This window comes from Pseudarthrobacter lactosi, from assembly GCF_055412785.1.
In genome coordinates this window covers 41,450-55,623 of the sequence record NZ_JBVAYS010000007.1, presented here as the reverse complement: position 1 = coordinate 55,623, position 14,174 = coordinate 41,450, and the positions used below count along the sequence as shown (strand labels likewise).

The 14,174-nt window shown below is 61.2% G+C and carries 11 protein-coding genes and 1 pseudogene; 5 read left to right on the top strand and 7 right to left on the bottom strand.

Features of this window, described 5'->3' with window-relative positions:
* Nucleotides 1–690: 690 nt before the first annotated feature.
* From ACZY0Q_RS19965 to ACZY0Q_RS19950, 4 genes are all read right to left on the bottom strand, one after another.
* The gene (locus ACZY0Q_RS19965; RefSeq protein WP_463919592.1) at nt 691–1,824 is read right to left on the bottom strand and encodes an acyl-CoA dehydrogenase family protein; all 1,134 of its coding nucleotides are present in this window, start codon (nt 1,822–1,824) and stop codon (nt 691–693) included.
* Nucleotides 1,825–2,111: 287 nt separating this feature from the next.
* Nucleotides 2,112–3,059 (bottom strand): 3-hydroxyisobutyrate dehydrogenase, encoded by a 948-nt coding sequence (gene mmsB, locus ACZY0Q_RS19960; protein ID WP_463919488.1) that lies wholly within the window; start codon nt 3,057–3,059, stop codon nt 2,112–2,114.
* Complete coding sequence (locus ACZY0Q_RS19955) at nt 3,052–4,134, bottom strand: enoyl-CoA hydratase/isomerase family protein (RefSeq protein ID WP_463919486.1); 1,083 nt, start codon at nt 4,132–4,134, stop codon at nt 3,052–3,054. The genes mmsB and ACZY0Q_RS19955 overlap by 8 nt, the downstream gene beginning before the upstream one ends.
* Nucleotides 4,134–5,633 (bottom strand): CoA-acylating methylmalonate-semialdehyde dehydrogenase, encoded by a 1,500-nt coding sequence (locus ACZY0Q_RS19950; RefSeq protein WP_463919484.1) that lies wholly within the window; start codon nt 5,631–5,633, stop codon nt 4,134–4,136. Before ACZY0Q_RS19950 ends, ACZY0Q_RS19955 begins: the two co-directional genes overlap by 1 nt.
* Nucleotides 5,634–6,043: 410 nt before the next feature.
* Here ACZY0Q_RS19950 and ACZY0Q_RS19945 point away from each other — a divergent pair, with 410 nt between their 5' ends.
* The 5 genes from ACZY0Q_RS19945 (at nt 6,044) to ACZY0Q_RS19925 (ending at nt 10,622) form a co-directional block, all read left to right on the top strand.
* Nucleotides 6,044–7,192: a thiamine pyrophosphate-dependent enzyme gene (locus ACZY0Q_RS19945; protein WP_463919482.1), complete on the top strand. Its 1,149-nt coding sequence runs from the start codon at nt 6,044–6,046 to the stop codon at nt 7,190–7,192.
* Nucleotides 7,189–8,175 carry an alpha-ketoacid dehydrogenase subunit beta gene (locus tag ACZY0Q_RS19940; protein ID WP_463919481.1) on the top strand — a complete coding sequence of 329 codons (987 nt, stop codon included), beginning with the start codon at nt 7,189–7,191 and terminating at the stop codon, nt 8,173–8,175. Before ACZY0Q_RS19945 ends, ACZY0Q_RS19940 begins: the two co-directional genes overlap by 4 nt.
* Nucleotides 8,176–8,184: 9 nt before the next feature.
* The gene (locus ACZY0Q_RS19935; protein ID WP_463919479.1) at nt 8,185–9,519 is read left to right on the top strand and encodes a dihydrolipoamide acetyltransferase family protein; all 1,335 of its coding nucleotides are present in this window, start codon (nt 8,185–8,187) and stop codon (nt 9,517–9,519) included.
* A 53-nt stretch (nt 9,520–9,572) separates the two neighbouring features.
* Nucleotides 9,573–10,046, top strand: a complete 474-nt coding sequence (locus tag ACZY0Q_RS19930; RefSeq protein ID WP_463919478.1) for an Lrp/AsnC family transcriptional regulator — start codon at nt 9,573–9,575, stop codon at nt 10,044–10,046.
* A 414-nt stretch (nt 10,047–10,460) separates the two neighbouring features.
* Nucleotides 10,461–10,622: a hypothetical protein gene (locus ACZY0Q_RS19925; protein WP_463919596.1), complete on the top strand. Its 162-nt coding sequence runs from the start codon at nt 10,461–10,463 to the stop codon at nt 10,620–10,622.
* Nucleotides 10,623–10,773: 151 nt separating this feature from the next.
* On the opposite strand, the pseudogene ACZY0Q_RS19920 reads toward ACZY0Q_RS19925, so the two are convergent.
* The 3 genes and pseudogenes from ACZY0Q_RS19920 to ACZY0Q_RS19910 all read right to left on the bottom strand — a co-directional run.
* A pseudogene (locus ACZY0Q_RS19920) lies at nt 10,774–11,592 on the bottom strand (IS481 family transposase); the annotation flags it as partial.
* A 583-nt stretch (nt 11,593–12,175) separates the two neighbouring features.
* Nucleotides 12,176–12,955, bottom strand: coding sequence for an enoyl-CoA hydratase (locus ACZY0Q_RS19915; RefSeq protein ID WP_463919477.1), 780 nt, complete (start codon nt 12,953–12,955; stop codon nt 12,176–12,178).
* A complete protein-coding gene (locus tag ACZY0Q_RS19910) occupies nt 12,952–14,127 on the bottom strand; it encodes a bifunctional 2-methylcitrate synthase/citrate synthase (protein WP_463919474.1) in 1,176 nt (391 codons plus the stop codon). The genes ACZY0Q_RS19915 and ACZY0Q_RS19910 overlap by 4 nt, the downstream gene beginning before the upstream one ends.
* Nucleotides 14,128–14,174: the final 47 nt, after the last annotated feature.

Sequence of the window (14,174 nt, the reverse complement as noted above, 5' to 3'; positions counted from 1 at the left end):
AGATACGGACCTCCTCATCCCTGCCAGCACCGGCCGCAGATTACAGACTTAGCCAGTGGCACCTACGCCGGGAGGCATGTTCCTTCGGGCTGAGAACGCGCCAATCCCGAAGCGGACTGTTGATAACCGCTTCGGGATTGGCGCCCGCGTTCGGGATCGCTGGCGGGGTCCGGTAATGCCACGGTCAGATACGTCATGCAGCCGCGCCCAACGATCCAGCAGACAGAGTTCCTATCTGTCCGCACGGGGCTATTCCGGCCCGTCCGCGGGGAACATCCCTAAAGATCCGGACAGACAGTCAATCCTCTGCCTGCCATTCCCTATGGCCGGCTTCTTACCTCGCTGTGCGAGGACGCTCCCTGACACAGGGCCCCTTTAAGGCACGCTGCCGGATGTCCAGTTCACCGCCTATTCAAGTACGTCACCACTCGCCGTCGAACCTCCTTCTTGCTTTTAGGGAGCAGTACTGACAGCTTGAATGAGACCGGACACTCAGGAGCGCCCCCTGTGCAGTTCTGAATCGGTCTTAATGGCTATGGGCGCAGAATTTCCGAGGAACGAAGCCGTCTTCGTCTCCGCAGCCCCAAACGGACGAACTCCTAGGGATGCGCACCGTTCATCATGGCAATGCGCCCGATTCCGGACAGCGTCGGTCAGCAGGCCCGGACGGGGGTTTTTTGTACATTTGGCCTAGACGAAGGCTGACTTCCCCGTCACCGCTCGGGCCACGATCAGCGAGTTGATCTCGTAGCTGCCCTCGTAGGTGTAGAGGATTTCGGCGTCGCCGAAGAGCTTGCCCATCTCGTAGTCGCTGCTGATGCCGTTGCCACCCATCAGGGACCGGCCCATGGCCACCGACGCCCTGGCCAGCCGGGTGGTGGTGGACTTGGCCATCGCCGCCTGGACCATCTCCAGCTTGCCCTCCTCCTGGATTCTGGCCAGCTGCGCCATCAGCGCCAGCGAGGCGGTGGCGTTACCGAGGATCTCGGCCAGCTGCTGCTGGATGAGCTGGAAGCGGGCCAGCTCCTTGCCAAACTGGCGGCGCTGCAGCGAGTAGGAGCGTGCGACGTCGAACGCGGCCAGCTGGATCCCGGCGCCTTGCCAGCCCACCCAGGCGCGCGAATCCCGCAGCAGTTCGTTCGCCCGGGAAAAATCGGTGGCCCCTGGCAGCATGTTGGACGCCGGGATCCTCACCTCGTCGAGGACGATGTCCGCGTTCTGCATGATCCGCAGCCCGATTTTGTTCGCGATCTTCGTGGCGATGTACCCGGGGCGGTCCGTCTCGACGATGAAGCCCTTGATCTGCTGGTCCGCGACGTCCCGCGCCCATACCAGGGCGAAGTCGGCAATGGTGCCGGCGCCGATCCAGCGTTTGGCTCCGTTGATCACCCACTCCCCGTCCTCCAGCCGCGCGGTGGTGGCCAGTCCGCCGGCGATGTCCGAGCCGTGGTCCGGTTCGGTGAGGGCAAAGGCGCCAAGCTGGGTAAAGGCCGTGAGGCCTGGCAGCCAGCGCGCCTTCTGCTCTTCCGAGCCGAGCTGATCGATCATCCCGACGATCAGCTCGTTGTGGATCCCCACCAGGGCCGAGAGCGAGACGTCGGCACGGGCCACCTCGACGTACATCAGCCCCTTGAACAGCTTGGACGTACCGTCCGTCTGCAGGCCGCCGAGGCCGTACTTGCCGAGTGCGTCGAGCAGGCCGAAGGGGAATTCCTCGCGGTTCCAGTACTCGATCGATGCCGCCCGGATCCGGGACTGCAGGAAGTCCCGCACCTCCTGGTACCGGGCCTGCTCTGCCGGCGGCAAAAGGTCCACGATGTACATCAGATCTGCATCAGGAAAAGGCGGGGACGCAGTTATCTGTGCCAGGGTGGCTTCTTCCCTGTCACGGTCTATTGTCTGCACAGCTAGTCCTTCCGTAAGTTCACGCGGGTATCGACCCGTTGAGGCCTCTACATCCGCTTTGGGCTCATGCTCATTAGGGCAACATTCTGGTCCGATCCCGATTAGCGCCAGCGGGCCGACTTTCTCAGCAAGTGCAGCTGGTGCCCACGCCCTGTAATGACGTAGGGACAAGGCAACCGCCTTCATCATCTGTGTCCGGGCGACACCTAGCTCGGATTCGCTAAGGCCGACTTGTCCCGAATCTGGGTGATGATGCCGGAGAAATCACGGCCGGCACCGCCTTGGTTCGCATAGGTATCGTAAATTTCCGAGGCGAGGGGACCCAGTCGGGCGGCCACTCCCGTCGCTTCCACTGCGTTCAGTGCCAGTTTGAGATCCTTGGCCATCAAGGCACCGGCAAAGCCGGGCAGATAGCCATCGTTAGCCGGGCTTGCCGGCACGGGCCCTGGAACAGGGCAATTTGTAGTCAGAGCCCAGCACTGCCCGGAAGCGGCGGAGGCGACGTCGAACAAGGCCTGATGGGTCAGACCCAACTTCTCACCGAGTACAAAGGCCTCACTCACCGCGATCATTGATACGCCAAGAATCATGTTGTTGCAGATTTTGGCAGCCTGGCCAGCTCCATGCCCACCGCAGTGAACGATGCGCTTGCCCATCACGTCCAACAACGGCTTCGCGTAGTCAAAATCTTCAGGCAGAGCTCCCACCATGAATGTGAGTGTCCCTGCTGCCGCACCAACGACCCCTCCGGAAACCGGTGCGTCTATGGCGCGGTGACCAGCCTTGATGGCAAGAGATGATGCTTCCTTGGCCTCGTCCACGTTGATGGTGGAGCAATCCACGAACAGCGTGCCCTTCTTGGCCACGTTAAGCAGGCCCTGTTGGCCCTGAGTGGAGGGGTCACCGCGGTAGGCGTCCAATAGGTGCTTTCCACTCGGCAGCATCGTCAGAACAATGTCGGCGCCACTCACGGCCTCTTGCGCCGTTTCGGCAGTGGAGATCCCATTCGCCCGAGCCTCCTCCAAAGCTGCGGGCATCACGTCGAAGCCGGATACCCTGAACCCCGCGTTCACAAGATTTGCGGCCATCGGCCCGCCCATGTGACCAAGTCCCAGAAAGGCGACGGTTCCGATTCTAAGATTTTGCTCATGCATTGTGCGACTCCCTTACAGCCAGCTTCAGTTCTCGATCGCCCAGCGGCGCAAAATAGGATTCGACGTCGTCACGGCTGACCTCCGCCGGGGTGGCAGGCTGCCAGTGCGGATTGCGGTCCTTGTCCACCACCTGCGCGCGGATGCCTTCGCGGAAGTCGGGGCCGGCCAGGAACCTCAGTCCCACCCGGTATTCCTGCTCCAGTGCTTCCTCAAGGCTCAGGCTTTTGACCCGACGCAGAGACTCCAGCGCCACTTTCACGGCCGTCGGCGACTTCGCCTCGATCGTGTCGGCGACATCGGACGCTTCTCCGCCCACGGTTCGCAGCCGGCGCAAGATCTCCTCGGCGTCGTCGCTCAAGTAGCAGGCGTCAATCCATTCCCGCTGCGCCCCGAGTACGGAGCCCGGGGCCTCTTCGGCGAAACGGGCGACGGCGACGTCCGCCGGCTCGCTCTTCAGCGCCGCTTCCAGTTCGGCCAGGCTTGCGGACTGCACGAAGTGGTCTGCGAGCCCCAAAAACAGCGCGTCGGAGCCTCCCAGGTGCGCCCCGGTGAGAGCTGCGTGGGTGCCGGTCTCCCCCGGTGAGCGGGAGAGTAACAGGGTCCCGCCGACGTCGGGGACAAAACCGATTGTGGTCTCCGGCATGCCCATCCGGGTGCGTTCGGTGACGATCCGGACCGAGCCATGCGCGGAGATCCCCACCCCGCCGCCGAGGACCAGTCCGTCCATGAACACCACATATGGTTTCGGATATGCGGAGATGAGGGAGTTCAGCCGGTACTCCTCCGCCCAGAAGTCAGCGGTCGCATGGCCGCCGTCGAGCATGTCACGGTAGATGGCCACGATGTCGCCTCCAGCGCAGAGGCCCCGGTCACCGGCGCCGCGGACCAGCACCGTGGCGACGGCGTCGTCGTCGGCCCACAGGGTGAGCTGCTCCAGCAGGGCCGATACCATGCCGGCGGTGAGCGCGTTGACGGCATTGGGCCGGTTAAGTGTGACCACGCCCAGCCGGCCGAGGCGCTCGAACAGGACCTCAGCGGCTGGCTCGGTGTTTTCCGGGACGGCCTGCTCCGTCATCAGCTTCCTTCCGGCATCACGAAGCTGGCGCCTTTCCGGATCCCGGAGGGCCAGCGCGTGGTTACTGTCTTGGTTTTGGTGTAGAAGCGGAAGGCGTCCGCGCCGTGCTGGTTGAGGTCGCCGAACCCGGAGGCTTTCCAGCCGCCGAAGGTGTAGTAAGCGATCGGTACCGGGATGGGCACGTTGATACCCACCATGCCCACCTGGACGCGGCTGGCGAAGTCACGGGCGGAGTCGCCGTCGCGGGTGAAGATGGCCACGCCGTTGCCGAACTCGTGCTCGCTGCACAGGCGCAGTGCCTCGTCGTAGTCCTCTGCGCGGAGCACACTCAGCACCGGGCCGAAGATCTCTTCCTTGTAGATCGTCATGTCCTTGGTGACGTTGTCAAAGAGCGTCGGGCCGACCCAGAAGCCGCCTTCGTAGCCTTCGAACTTGAGGCCGCGGCCGTCGGTCAGCAGGGTGGCGCCCTCGTCGACGCCGGCCTGGATGTAGCCTTCGATTCGTTCCTTGGCGGAGGCGGCCACCACGGGGCCGAAGTCTGAGTCCTTGGCGAGGCTGTGGCCCACCTTTAGGCCCGCGATCCGTTCCTCCAGCTTGGCGACGAGCGCGTCGCCGGTGGCCTTGCCGACCGGTACGGCCACGGAGATCGCCATACAGCGTTCGCCTGCGGAGCCGAAGCCGGCGCCCATCAGGGCGTCCGCCGCCATGTCAAGGTCGGCGTCCGGCATGATCACCATGTGGTTCTTGGCACCACCGAAGCACTGGGCGCGCTTGCCGTTCGCGGCTGCGGTGGCGTAGATGTACTGCGCGATGGGGGTGGAGCCGACGAAGCCGATGGCTTGGACGCGGGGGTCCTCCAGCAGGGCATCCACTGCTTCCTTGTCGCCGTTGACGACGTTGAAGACGCCATCCGGCAGGCCGGCCTCGGTGAAGAGCTCGGCGAGGCGCAGCGGCACGGAGGGATCACGTTCGGACGGCTTGAGGATGAAGGAGTTGCCCGCGGCGAGGGCCGGCCCGGACTTCCAGAGCGGAATCATGGCCGGGAAGTTGAATGGGGTGATGCCGGCGACGACGCCGAGGGGCTGGCGCAGGGAGTGGACGTCGATGCCGGTTCCGGCGCTGTCCGAGAATTCGCCCTTGAGCAGGTGCGGGGCGCCGGCGGCGAATTCCACGACCTCGATGCCGCGCTGGATGTCACCCTTCGCATCGGGGAAGGTCTTGCCGTGTTCCGAGGACAATAGGGTGGCGAGTTCGTCCATGTTCTGGTTGACCAGGTCGACGAATTTGAGCAGGATCCGGCCGCGGCGCTGCGGGTTCATGGCAGCCCATTCGACCTGGCCCTTTTCCGCGTTGGAGATTACGTTGCGGACTTCCTCGGTGCTGGCCAGCGGGACCCTGGCCTGGACCTCGCCTGTGCAGGGATCGTAGACGTCGCTGAAGCGGCCCGATGTGCCGTCCACCCGTTGGCCGTCGATGTAATGGGAAATTTGGCGAATCACGGAAATGCTCCTTCGCAGTGATGGTTAGTTCTACAGGGCCGTTCCAATGCACCCGAGGGCCGACGAGCCCTGGATGCCTGTCGGCCGCTAGGTTTTAGGACTTTCCCACCTTGTGCTGACAGACGCCTGTCGCTGGAGTGGGGATGGAAAGACTGTGCGTCGTAGGTTATCCACCGTACGGGAATCTGACTGAGATACAAGACTTTTGTCCGCAAATGTTAGGAAGATCGAGAAAATATCCTGCCATGCGCTTCCATTATGGCTTGATTTCTGGTCAGACGTGCAGCAGAATCGTTAATACACTTCACATTCGCACGACACAGCCGTCGTCCGAACTTCAACAAGGCCTGTCCGGAACATAGACCTGTTCCATCCCGGCCTGAATGGTTTGCCAGAAGGCAAGGAGCGTCATGACACAACCAATCGTTCTAGAGACCGAGGCTTACCCGCCTCGAGGTGCTGGTGTAATCCACAGCTTCGAGCCTCCAAAGGGCGTCAGGGAACCTGTGCAATTTGTGACACCTGAGGGGAAACTCACCGAACAGGGCAAAGACTACGGTTTCGATCTTGACCTGGCTCAGGGACTCTTCCGAGACATGTATCTTGCCCGCAGCCTCGATAACGCAGCACTGGCCCTTCAACGACAAGGGGAATTGGGACTCTGGCTCATGAGTCTCGGTCAGGAAGCAGCTCAGGTCGGCTCAATCCGCGCACTCCGCGCCGATGATCATGTATTCCCCAGCTACAGGGAACAAGCCGCAGCTTTGGCCCGAGGTCTGACCCCCCACCAACTCCTCGCCCAGTGGCGTGGTATCTCGCACACGGGCTGGAACCCGGACGACTATCGTTTCCACATTAACTCACTCGTCCTGGGCGCCCAGACACTTCACGCCACTGGGTATGCCATGGGTATTGCGCGGGAGCAAAGCGACGAAATAGTAATGGTCTACTTCGGCGATGGTGCCAGTAGTCAGGGGGACGTCAACGAAGCACTGAACTGGGCCGCAACAGCGTCGGTGCCCTTGATTTTCTTTTGCCAAAACAATCAGTGGGCGATTTCGACACCCAGCAGTATGCAGAGCCGTACCGCGTTGCATCAACGAGCATCGGGCTTCGGGCTCACCTCTTACCTGGTCGACGGGAATGACGCGATGGCGGTCCACGCAGTCACCCACATTGCTGCGGAACGAGTACGCAACGGTCAGGGTCCGGCGTTCATCGAGGCTGAAACGTACCGGATGGCGGGACACAGCACATCCGATGATCCCGGCAAATATCGGGAGGACCGCGAAGTGGAAAGCTGGCGCCGCCGAGATCCGATTCTGCGGCTGAAGACGCTGCTTGAATCCTCCGGCACGCCGGAAGCTTTCTTCAGTCAGCTGGAAGATGAGGGCAATGCCCTCGCCGACGAGACCCGACGCGCTTGCAGGGCCCTCGAGGAGCCAAATCTGCCGGAACTCTTCGACCGCGTTTACGCCGAACCTCACAGCATGCTGGAGCAGCAGGCCCAAGAGTATGAAGCATTCATAAGCTCCCTGGAAAATGAGGTCCCAGCATGAAAACCCTGACACTTGCCGGGTCCATCAACGCTGGACTGCGCCAGGCTATGGAAGAAGACCCCAAGGTCCTCATGATGGGAGAGGACATAGGCACTCTGGGGGGCGTCTTCAGAGTAACCGACGGCCTGCAGAAACAATTCGGCAAAGAGCGGGTGATAGACACCCCGCTCGCGGAATCCGGAATCATCGGAACCGCAATCGGACTCGCCCTACGAGGATTCAGGCCCGTATGCGAAATCCAGTTCGACGGGTTCATCTATCCCGCCTTTGACCAAATTGTCAGCCAACTGGCAAAAATGAGGGCACGCTCGGGAGGAACCATAAAACTCCCGGTGGTCATCCGTGTCCCGGTGGGTGGCGGAATCGGCGCAGTCGAGCATCACAGCGAATCAAATGAAGCGCTCTTCGCGCACACCGCCGGGCTGCGCGTGGTCGCCTGCTCCAACCCTCAGGACGCCAACGATCTCATCCGCCAGGCAATTGCCTGCGAGGATCCCGTACTGTTCTACGAACCCAAACGACGCTACTGGGACAAAGCCGAAGTGGACAGCTCTTTGGGCCTGGACCAGCTGCGTTCGATGGGGCACGCCCGCATCCTGCGCGAAGGAACAGACTGCACTTTAGTAGCGTATGGACCAAGTGTTAAAACCGCACTCCAGACAGCAGAGGCCGCGGCCGAAGACGGAGTGTCACTGCAGGTAGTTGATCTTCGCTCCATCTCCCCTCTTGACTTGGAAACGCTGAGGCAATGTGCGGAAATTACGGGTCGCTTGGTCGTTGTCCACGAAGCATCGACTTTTCTGGGGCTCGGCTCAGAAATCGCCGCCTCAGTCTCAGAAAGCTGCTATTACTCCCTCAAAGCTCCCGTACTTCGCGTCGGAAGCTACGACATGCCCTATCCGCCCAGCAGGGTTGAAGACGAATTCCTCCCCAGCATTGACCGGGTCCTCGACGCAGTCGACCGATCCCTATCATTTCGATGAAAGGCCACCATGTCGGATAATTTAACGTTCTCCCTGCCGGACGTTGGCGAGGGACTGACCGAAGCCGAAGTTGTGACCTGGCGGGTCGCTGTCGGTGATCCAATTAAGATAAACGACGTTCTCCTCGAAATCGAGACAGCCAAGTCTATAGTGGAATTGCCCTCACCTTTCGCCGGCACCGTCGAACAGATTCTCGTCATGGCGGGTGAAACGGTCCCCGTCGGAACGGCACTTATCGCGATCGCATCGACCGCGGCGGCAACCGAAATCTCCGAGGGCGGCGTCCTCCCGGCCAACGCTCCCGAGGAAGCCCAAGCTGAGTCCAAGCCGTCCGTTCTCGTAGGCTACGGTCCAGGGGCAGCAGCCGGGCGTCGACGCAAACTCCGCAATTCCACGTCGGCAGGTGCCTCTGCAGTAATAACTAATCATCCTTCATCACGATCACAGCCAGCGAAGCCTCCAGTTCGTCAACTGGCCAAGAGATTGGGGGTCGACCTAGCCTCTATTGCCGCGGGATCTGAGGGTCTTGTCACTCGCGGCCAAGTCAAGAAGGCAGCCTCCGTCCAGGCAAGCGTCCAAGCGGCCCCATCAGTTGACGAGTCAATAACCCCCTCGATTAGCACGGCACAGGGAACAGGCACCGACCGGGTGACCCGATATCCCATCAAGGGTGTCCAACGAGCAATGGCTGATGCCATGGTTCGTTCTGCGTTCACGGCACCTCATGCCACCCTGTGGCTGAGCGTAGACATGACCTCGACTCTGGATCTAGTCCAAAGGCTTCGATCCGCCAAGGGGTGGGAGCACCTCCGCGTCACGCCGATGCTGATCTTAGCGAAGGCACTCGTGCTGGCGACCCGGCGCAATCCACTGCTCAACTCAAGCTGGGACGAATCACGTCAAGAGATTGTCGTCAAACACACCGTGAACCTCGGGATAGCCGCTGCCACACCTCGTGGGCTTCTGGTGCCCAACGTTAAGGGCGCAGATGGACTTGGACTGATAGAGCTGGCTGAAGCGCTGAATGACTTGGTGATTGCTGCCCGAGACGGCAAGACAAGCCGTGACGATCTAGTGGATGGCACCATAACCATCACTAATATCGGGGTATTTGGAATGGAAGGGGCCACGCCGATTCTGAACCCTGGTGAGGCGGCCATCCTGGCCTTCGGTGCCACAAGACAGATGCCTTGGGTTGTGGAGGGGGAACTGACTGTACGACACGTCGCACAATTGTCGCTCTCCATCGACCACCGACTCGTCGACGGGCAAACGGGTGCACGCTTCCTGTCCGATGTTGCTGCGATTATGGAACGGCCGCAGGACGTCATCCTGTACGCCTAAACGGGGATGCTAGGCTGACTGCGCCCGGTGAACAGCAGAAAGAGGTGATGGCCATGTCGGATGAAATTAGTCCCCCAGCGTCCCTCGACGAAGTCGACCGGAAATTGCTTCGACTGCTGCATGCGGATGCCCGAACGTCCATCCGCGCCCTGGGACGCGAAATCGGCATGTCGGCAGGACCTGTCAGCGAGCGGCTTGAGAGGCTCGAAGCCCGCGGGGTTATTCGGGGATATCGGGTGGAGGTCGATCCGGCAGCATTCGGTTACGGGATGCAGGTCATCATTGGCATTGAATTGGCTCAAAGCCGACCAATGAGCGAGACCGTATCCGATCTCTTAGCAGTACCAGAAGTCACCCAGGTAGATATGGTGTCCGGCCGATGGGATCTTTCCGTGCGGCTCATCCTGCGCGATCAGGCGCATCTGCGGGATATATTGCTGAATCGCATTTGGAGTATCCCTGACTTCCGGCGCAGCGAATCGATGATTGTGCTTGAAGCACACAACAGCACACGGGACCCGGTGTAGGCAGCGTCGTCCAACGCGCCCGCTCTGAGGGCCACGCAGTAACAAGATGTGCGACTCTCTCAGTACAGAGCCGCACGTCCGTCATCCGAGAGGGACCCAGCATCTCGGGTTGGTTACTTTAAGGTGGTTGGCGGCGGCGTGCTACTCGGGCCGTCTTGCTGTCGACAAAGATCGCAGCTGCATTGCCGGCCCTCATCCCGCGCCTGATTGCCGCCCGCCGCCCCTGCGCCCTGCGGTGGCCCATCTCGGTGAGGGCTGGGTCGCAACGTCCCTCCCTTTGCTATACGAGCTGCGATCAGCGCCTGTGTCGGTGACGGTCGAAAACTGAGCCCTTGTGACGGTTGAAAACTGAGCCACCTTTTCCAAACGATTGTGTGTGGTCCGGGGACATCCCTGACACTGTGTTGTCGGGAGATGGCTGACAGTCTAACCCTCGGTAGACGGTTTGGAGGGACGCCCTCGTTTGGCACCGCTGCCGTGGTAGGTGCCGACGGGTCCCAGTACAAGCTGGCGCAGGATTTCGCCGGTGCTGGCGTGCTGGATCATGACATTGTCCGGGCCGTCGATGACCCCTGACGTGTTCGCCGCTGTATGCCTGACCGATATTGATTTTGCGTCTGCGGAAGTTCACCGATCCGGCTGAGGAGACCTTCAGGACCCGCGGGGCAGAGCTGACGCGGCGGCCATCGGTCGGCGAAGCCTTCCTGGACACGGTGTAGACGGCGGCCGGCGTCTGTTGTTCCAGAGACCGGTGCGGCCTTTCGTGGTTGTAGTGCCACCGGAAGGCGTCACACAGATGTTGCAGGGCCTCGATGCCTGGCGCCGGGCCGTGGTCGGCGTAGTACTCCTTGAATGTGCGGTGGTAGCGTTCAAGCTTCCCGCAGGTCTGCGGATGGCGGGGCCGGGAGTTCAGCTGGCTAACGCCCAGGGCCGCCAGTCGTTCCTGGAAGTGGACCGGTTTGTGTCCTTTGCGGGAGCGGAACTGCAGCCCGTTGTCGCTGATCAACTGTCGCGGCGCCCCGTGCTCCAGCACGGCCGTCTCCATCGCCGCCCAGGCGGCCTGTGCCGTGAAGCGACGGACTGCGTGGGCGCCGATGGCGAACCGTGCGTGGTCATCGATCAGATCCACAATCCAGGCCTTGGAACCATCAGCCAAGGCAACCTGAGTGCCGTCAATCTGCCACAGGTCGTTCGGGGCGTGCCGCTCGAACCGTTTCCATGCCTTCGGCGTCCGTTGCTCTTGCCGGCTGACCAGTCCGTGGCGGCTGAGGACCCGATGGACTGTTGATACGGCAGGTACCGGATCCAGCCCCGCCTGTTTGAGTTTGGTCTGCAGAATCCGGGCGCCCCAACGCGGGTTGTCTACTCGCAGCCGGACGATCAGCGACTCGACCTCGCCGGCAGTTTGCCCAGGAGAGTTTGTGGGACGCCGAGAACGAGGCTGGAGCCCCGAGGTTCCCTCTGCCCACAACCGCCGGCGGTATTCGTAGAAGCTCTGTCGCGAAATGCCGTATCGGCGGGCACGCTTCCGCCACGGAGATGCCATCACGGGCCGGGGCCAACAGGATTTCGAGCCAACGATCGTTCACGCTCATCACTCTCATCTGATAAAGAGTGTCAGCGATGTCCCGCTAACGGACTGTCAGCCATGTGTCCGGACCACACAAATAACCAACGTCAACGTGGCTCACTTTTCAACCCACGAAATGGCTCACTTTTCGACCAGCGCTGACAGCCTGTGGCCTTGCCGTGTCTGCCTCCAGAGGATGTGGGTCAGAAGGTTCCTGCCCGCAGTCTGGCCCTGCTGCCTATGGCTTCCAATGGGAGGCACGCACTAAGGCGGGTTGGCTGCCTAGCCGGCCAGCCAGGGGAAGTGGTTCTTCTGACCGGTGGGCCTACCCCAGTGGGTATGGTTGGTGATGGTCGAAGACTGAGCCGCGGCGAGGTCTCGGTCATCGACCATCGCTGACACGCCGGCAGGGCGCTGCGTGCCTATCACCGCTCGCTCCACATCCTCACGAGCGCCGTATGAACATGCCAAGCTTTGCGCCGGGGGCTGTGTCCGGTGAAATCGCTAGCTTCGTTGCCCGCTGCAGCCTCCAGCCGGTGCCCAAAGCGAGCATCGCTGACTAAAGATGCTTAAACGCAGGCTGGCGCTTTTGCATGAACGCTGTCATGCCCTCTTTTTGGTCCTCATTGGCGAACAACGAGTGGAAAAGTCGCCGTTCAAAGATCACACCTTGGGCCAGGCCCATTTCGAAGGCAGCGTTGGCGGCTTCTTTCGCCATCATCGCCACGGGCTTGGACTTGGAGGCGATGATCTCTGCTGCTTTGAGCGCTTCTTCAACTACGTCGGAAACCGGGACCACCCTAGACACGATCCCGGAACGCTCGGCCTCTTCTGCGTCCATGAAACGCCCAGTCAGGAGCATATCCATGGCTTTTGCCTTCCCCACGGCCCGGGTGAGTCGTTGAGAACCTCCCATACCTGGCAGCACGCCGAGGTTGATCTCAGGCTGACCGAACTTGGCATTGTCGCCGGCAATGATGAAGTCACACATCATGGCAAGCTCGCAGCCTCCGCCCAGAGCGAAGCCATTGACAGCTGCAACGACGGGGATGCGTAGCCGGGTTAACTCCTCCCAGCCGCGGAACCAATCCGTTGCATACATGTCCATGTACCCCTTCGCGGCCATCTCCTTGATGTCCGCTCCGGCGGCAAATGCCTTTTCGGAACCGGTGATAACAACCGCGCCTACGCCTGGATCCGCATCCATGGAGCTGACAGCGGCGACAAGCTCAACCATGGTGGCATGGTTGAGAGCGTTCAGCGCCTCCGGACGATGCAGGGTCACCAGTCCGACGCGCCCTCGAAGCTCCACGAGAATATTCCTTGCACCTTCGGTCATTTCCGTACCTTTCCTTCGATGATTGTTTCAGCCACATGACGTTCGCTTACTCCGTTGTATGCGCTCAGCGGTCGGATCAGCGAGCTCGAGTCGAGCTCCTCCATAATGTGTGCGGTCCAGCCAGTGATTCGGCTGGCGACGAAGATCGGTGTGAACGTGGGGGTGTCGAAGCCCATCAGATGATAGGTCGGTCCTGTTGGGTAATCGAGGTTGGCCTTAATGGCCTTGGTCTCATCCATCGCGGATTCGAGACCGTTGTACAGGCCCAGAAGTTCGGGGCGGCCGTAGTGGGCAATCATCTTGTCCAAGGCGGACTTCATGGTAGGCACGCGGGAATCACCGTGCTTGTAGACACGGTGGCCGAAGCCCATCACCTTCTTTTTTTGTGCCAGTGCATTTTCCATCCACGCCTTGGCCCGGGCCGCGGCCTCCTCGAGGGATTCCTCTGGACGGATGCCGATCTCGTCGAAGGTATGCATGACAGCTTCGTTGGCGCCCCCGTGCAACGGGCCCTTGAGCGCGCCGATCGCGCCGGTCACTGCCGAGTGAAGATCGGAAAGGGAAGACGTAATGACCCGGCCAGTAAACGTTGAGGCGTTGAAGGAGTGCTCCGCGTACAGGATCATCGAGACGTTGAAGGCCTCAACGACCTCCGGCGCCTGTTCCGCCCCGAAGGTCATCCACAAGAAATTGGCGGAGTAGTCCAGATCTTCACGGGGTTCGATTAGCTCCTGGCCGCGCCGTCGGCGCTGGTCGTAAGCCACGACAGCTGGCATCGCGGCAAATAGGTCGAGGGCCTTGGCTAGGTTGGCCTCCCGGGAGGAATCTTCCGATAGTTCATGAGATGCGCCCATGACTGAGACAGCCGTTCGGCATACGTCCATGGGATGGCTGGTCAACGGAAGCGAGTCAATGACGCTCTTCACCAAGGGGTCCAGTCGGCGGCGGGGGCGTTCTTTTGCCGCAAACTCTTCAATCTGCCTCGGATCGGGGAGCTCGCCGTTCCAGAGTAGGAAGGCGACCTCCTCGAAGCTGCACTTTGCTGCGAGTTCCTGGACCGGATAGCCGCGGTACAGCAGAGAGTTGGTTTCGGCGTTGACCATGGAGATGGCGGTGTAATCCACCACGACTCCGGCCAGTCCTTTGCGTATTTCGATGATTTCAGGATTCATATGACGTCCTTGTCTTGAGTTGTAGTTCCGGGTCGATCAGCGAGTCC

Bases quoted from the DNA above. Each gene is read 5' to 3' on its own strand.
- mmsB (WP_463919488.1), bottom strand. From the start codon at position 3,059: ATGCATGAGCAAAATCTTAGAATCGGAACCGTCGCCTTTCTGGGACTT.
- ACZY0Q_RS19965 (WP_463919592.1), bottom strand. From the start codon at position 1,824: ATGTACATCGTGGACCTTTTGCCGCCGGCAGAGCAGGCCCGGTACCAG.
- ACZY0Q_RS19915 (WP_463919477.1), bottom strand. From the start codon at position 12,955: ATGACCGAAGGTGCAAGGAATATTCTCGTGGAGCTTCGAGGGCGCGTC.
- ACZY0Q_RS19955 (WP_463919486.1), bottom strand. From the start codon at position 4,134: ATGACGGAGCAGGCCGTCCCGGAAAACACCGAGCCAGCCGCTGAGGTC.
- ACZY0Q_RS19910 (WP_463919474.1), bottom strand. From the start codon at position 14,127: ATGAATCCTGAAATCATCGAAATACGCAAAGGACTGGCCGGAGTCGTG.
- ACZY0Q_RS19940 (WP_463919481.1), top strand. From the start codon at position 7,189: ATGAAAACCCTGACACTTGCCGGGTCCATCAACGCTGGACTGCGCCAG.
- ACZY0Q_RS19925 (WP_463919596.1), top strand. From the start codon at position 10,461: ATGGCTGACAGTCTAACCCTCGGTAGACGGTTTGGAGGGACGCCCTCG.
- ACZY0Q_RS19935 (WP_463919479.1), top strand. From the start codon at position 8,185: ATGTCGGATAATTTAACGTTCTCCCTGCCGGACGTTGGCGAGGGACTG.
- ACZY0Q_RS19930 (WP_463919478.1), top strand. From the start codon at position 9,573: ATGTCGGATGAAATTAGTCCCCCAGCGTCCCTCGACGAAGTCGACCGG.
- ACZY0Q_RS19945 (WP_463919482.1), top strand. From the start codon at position 6,044: ATGACACAACCAATCGTTCTAGAGACCGAGGCTTACCCGCCTCGAGGT.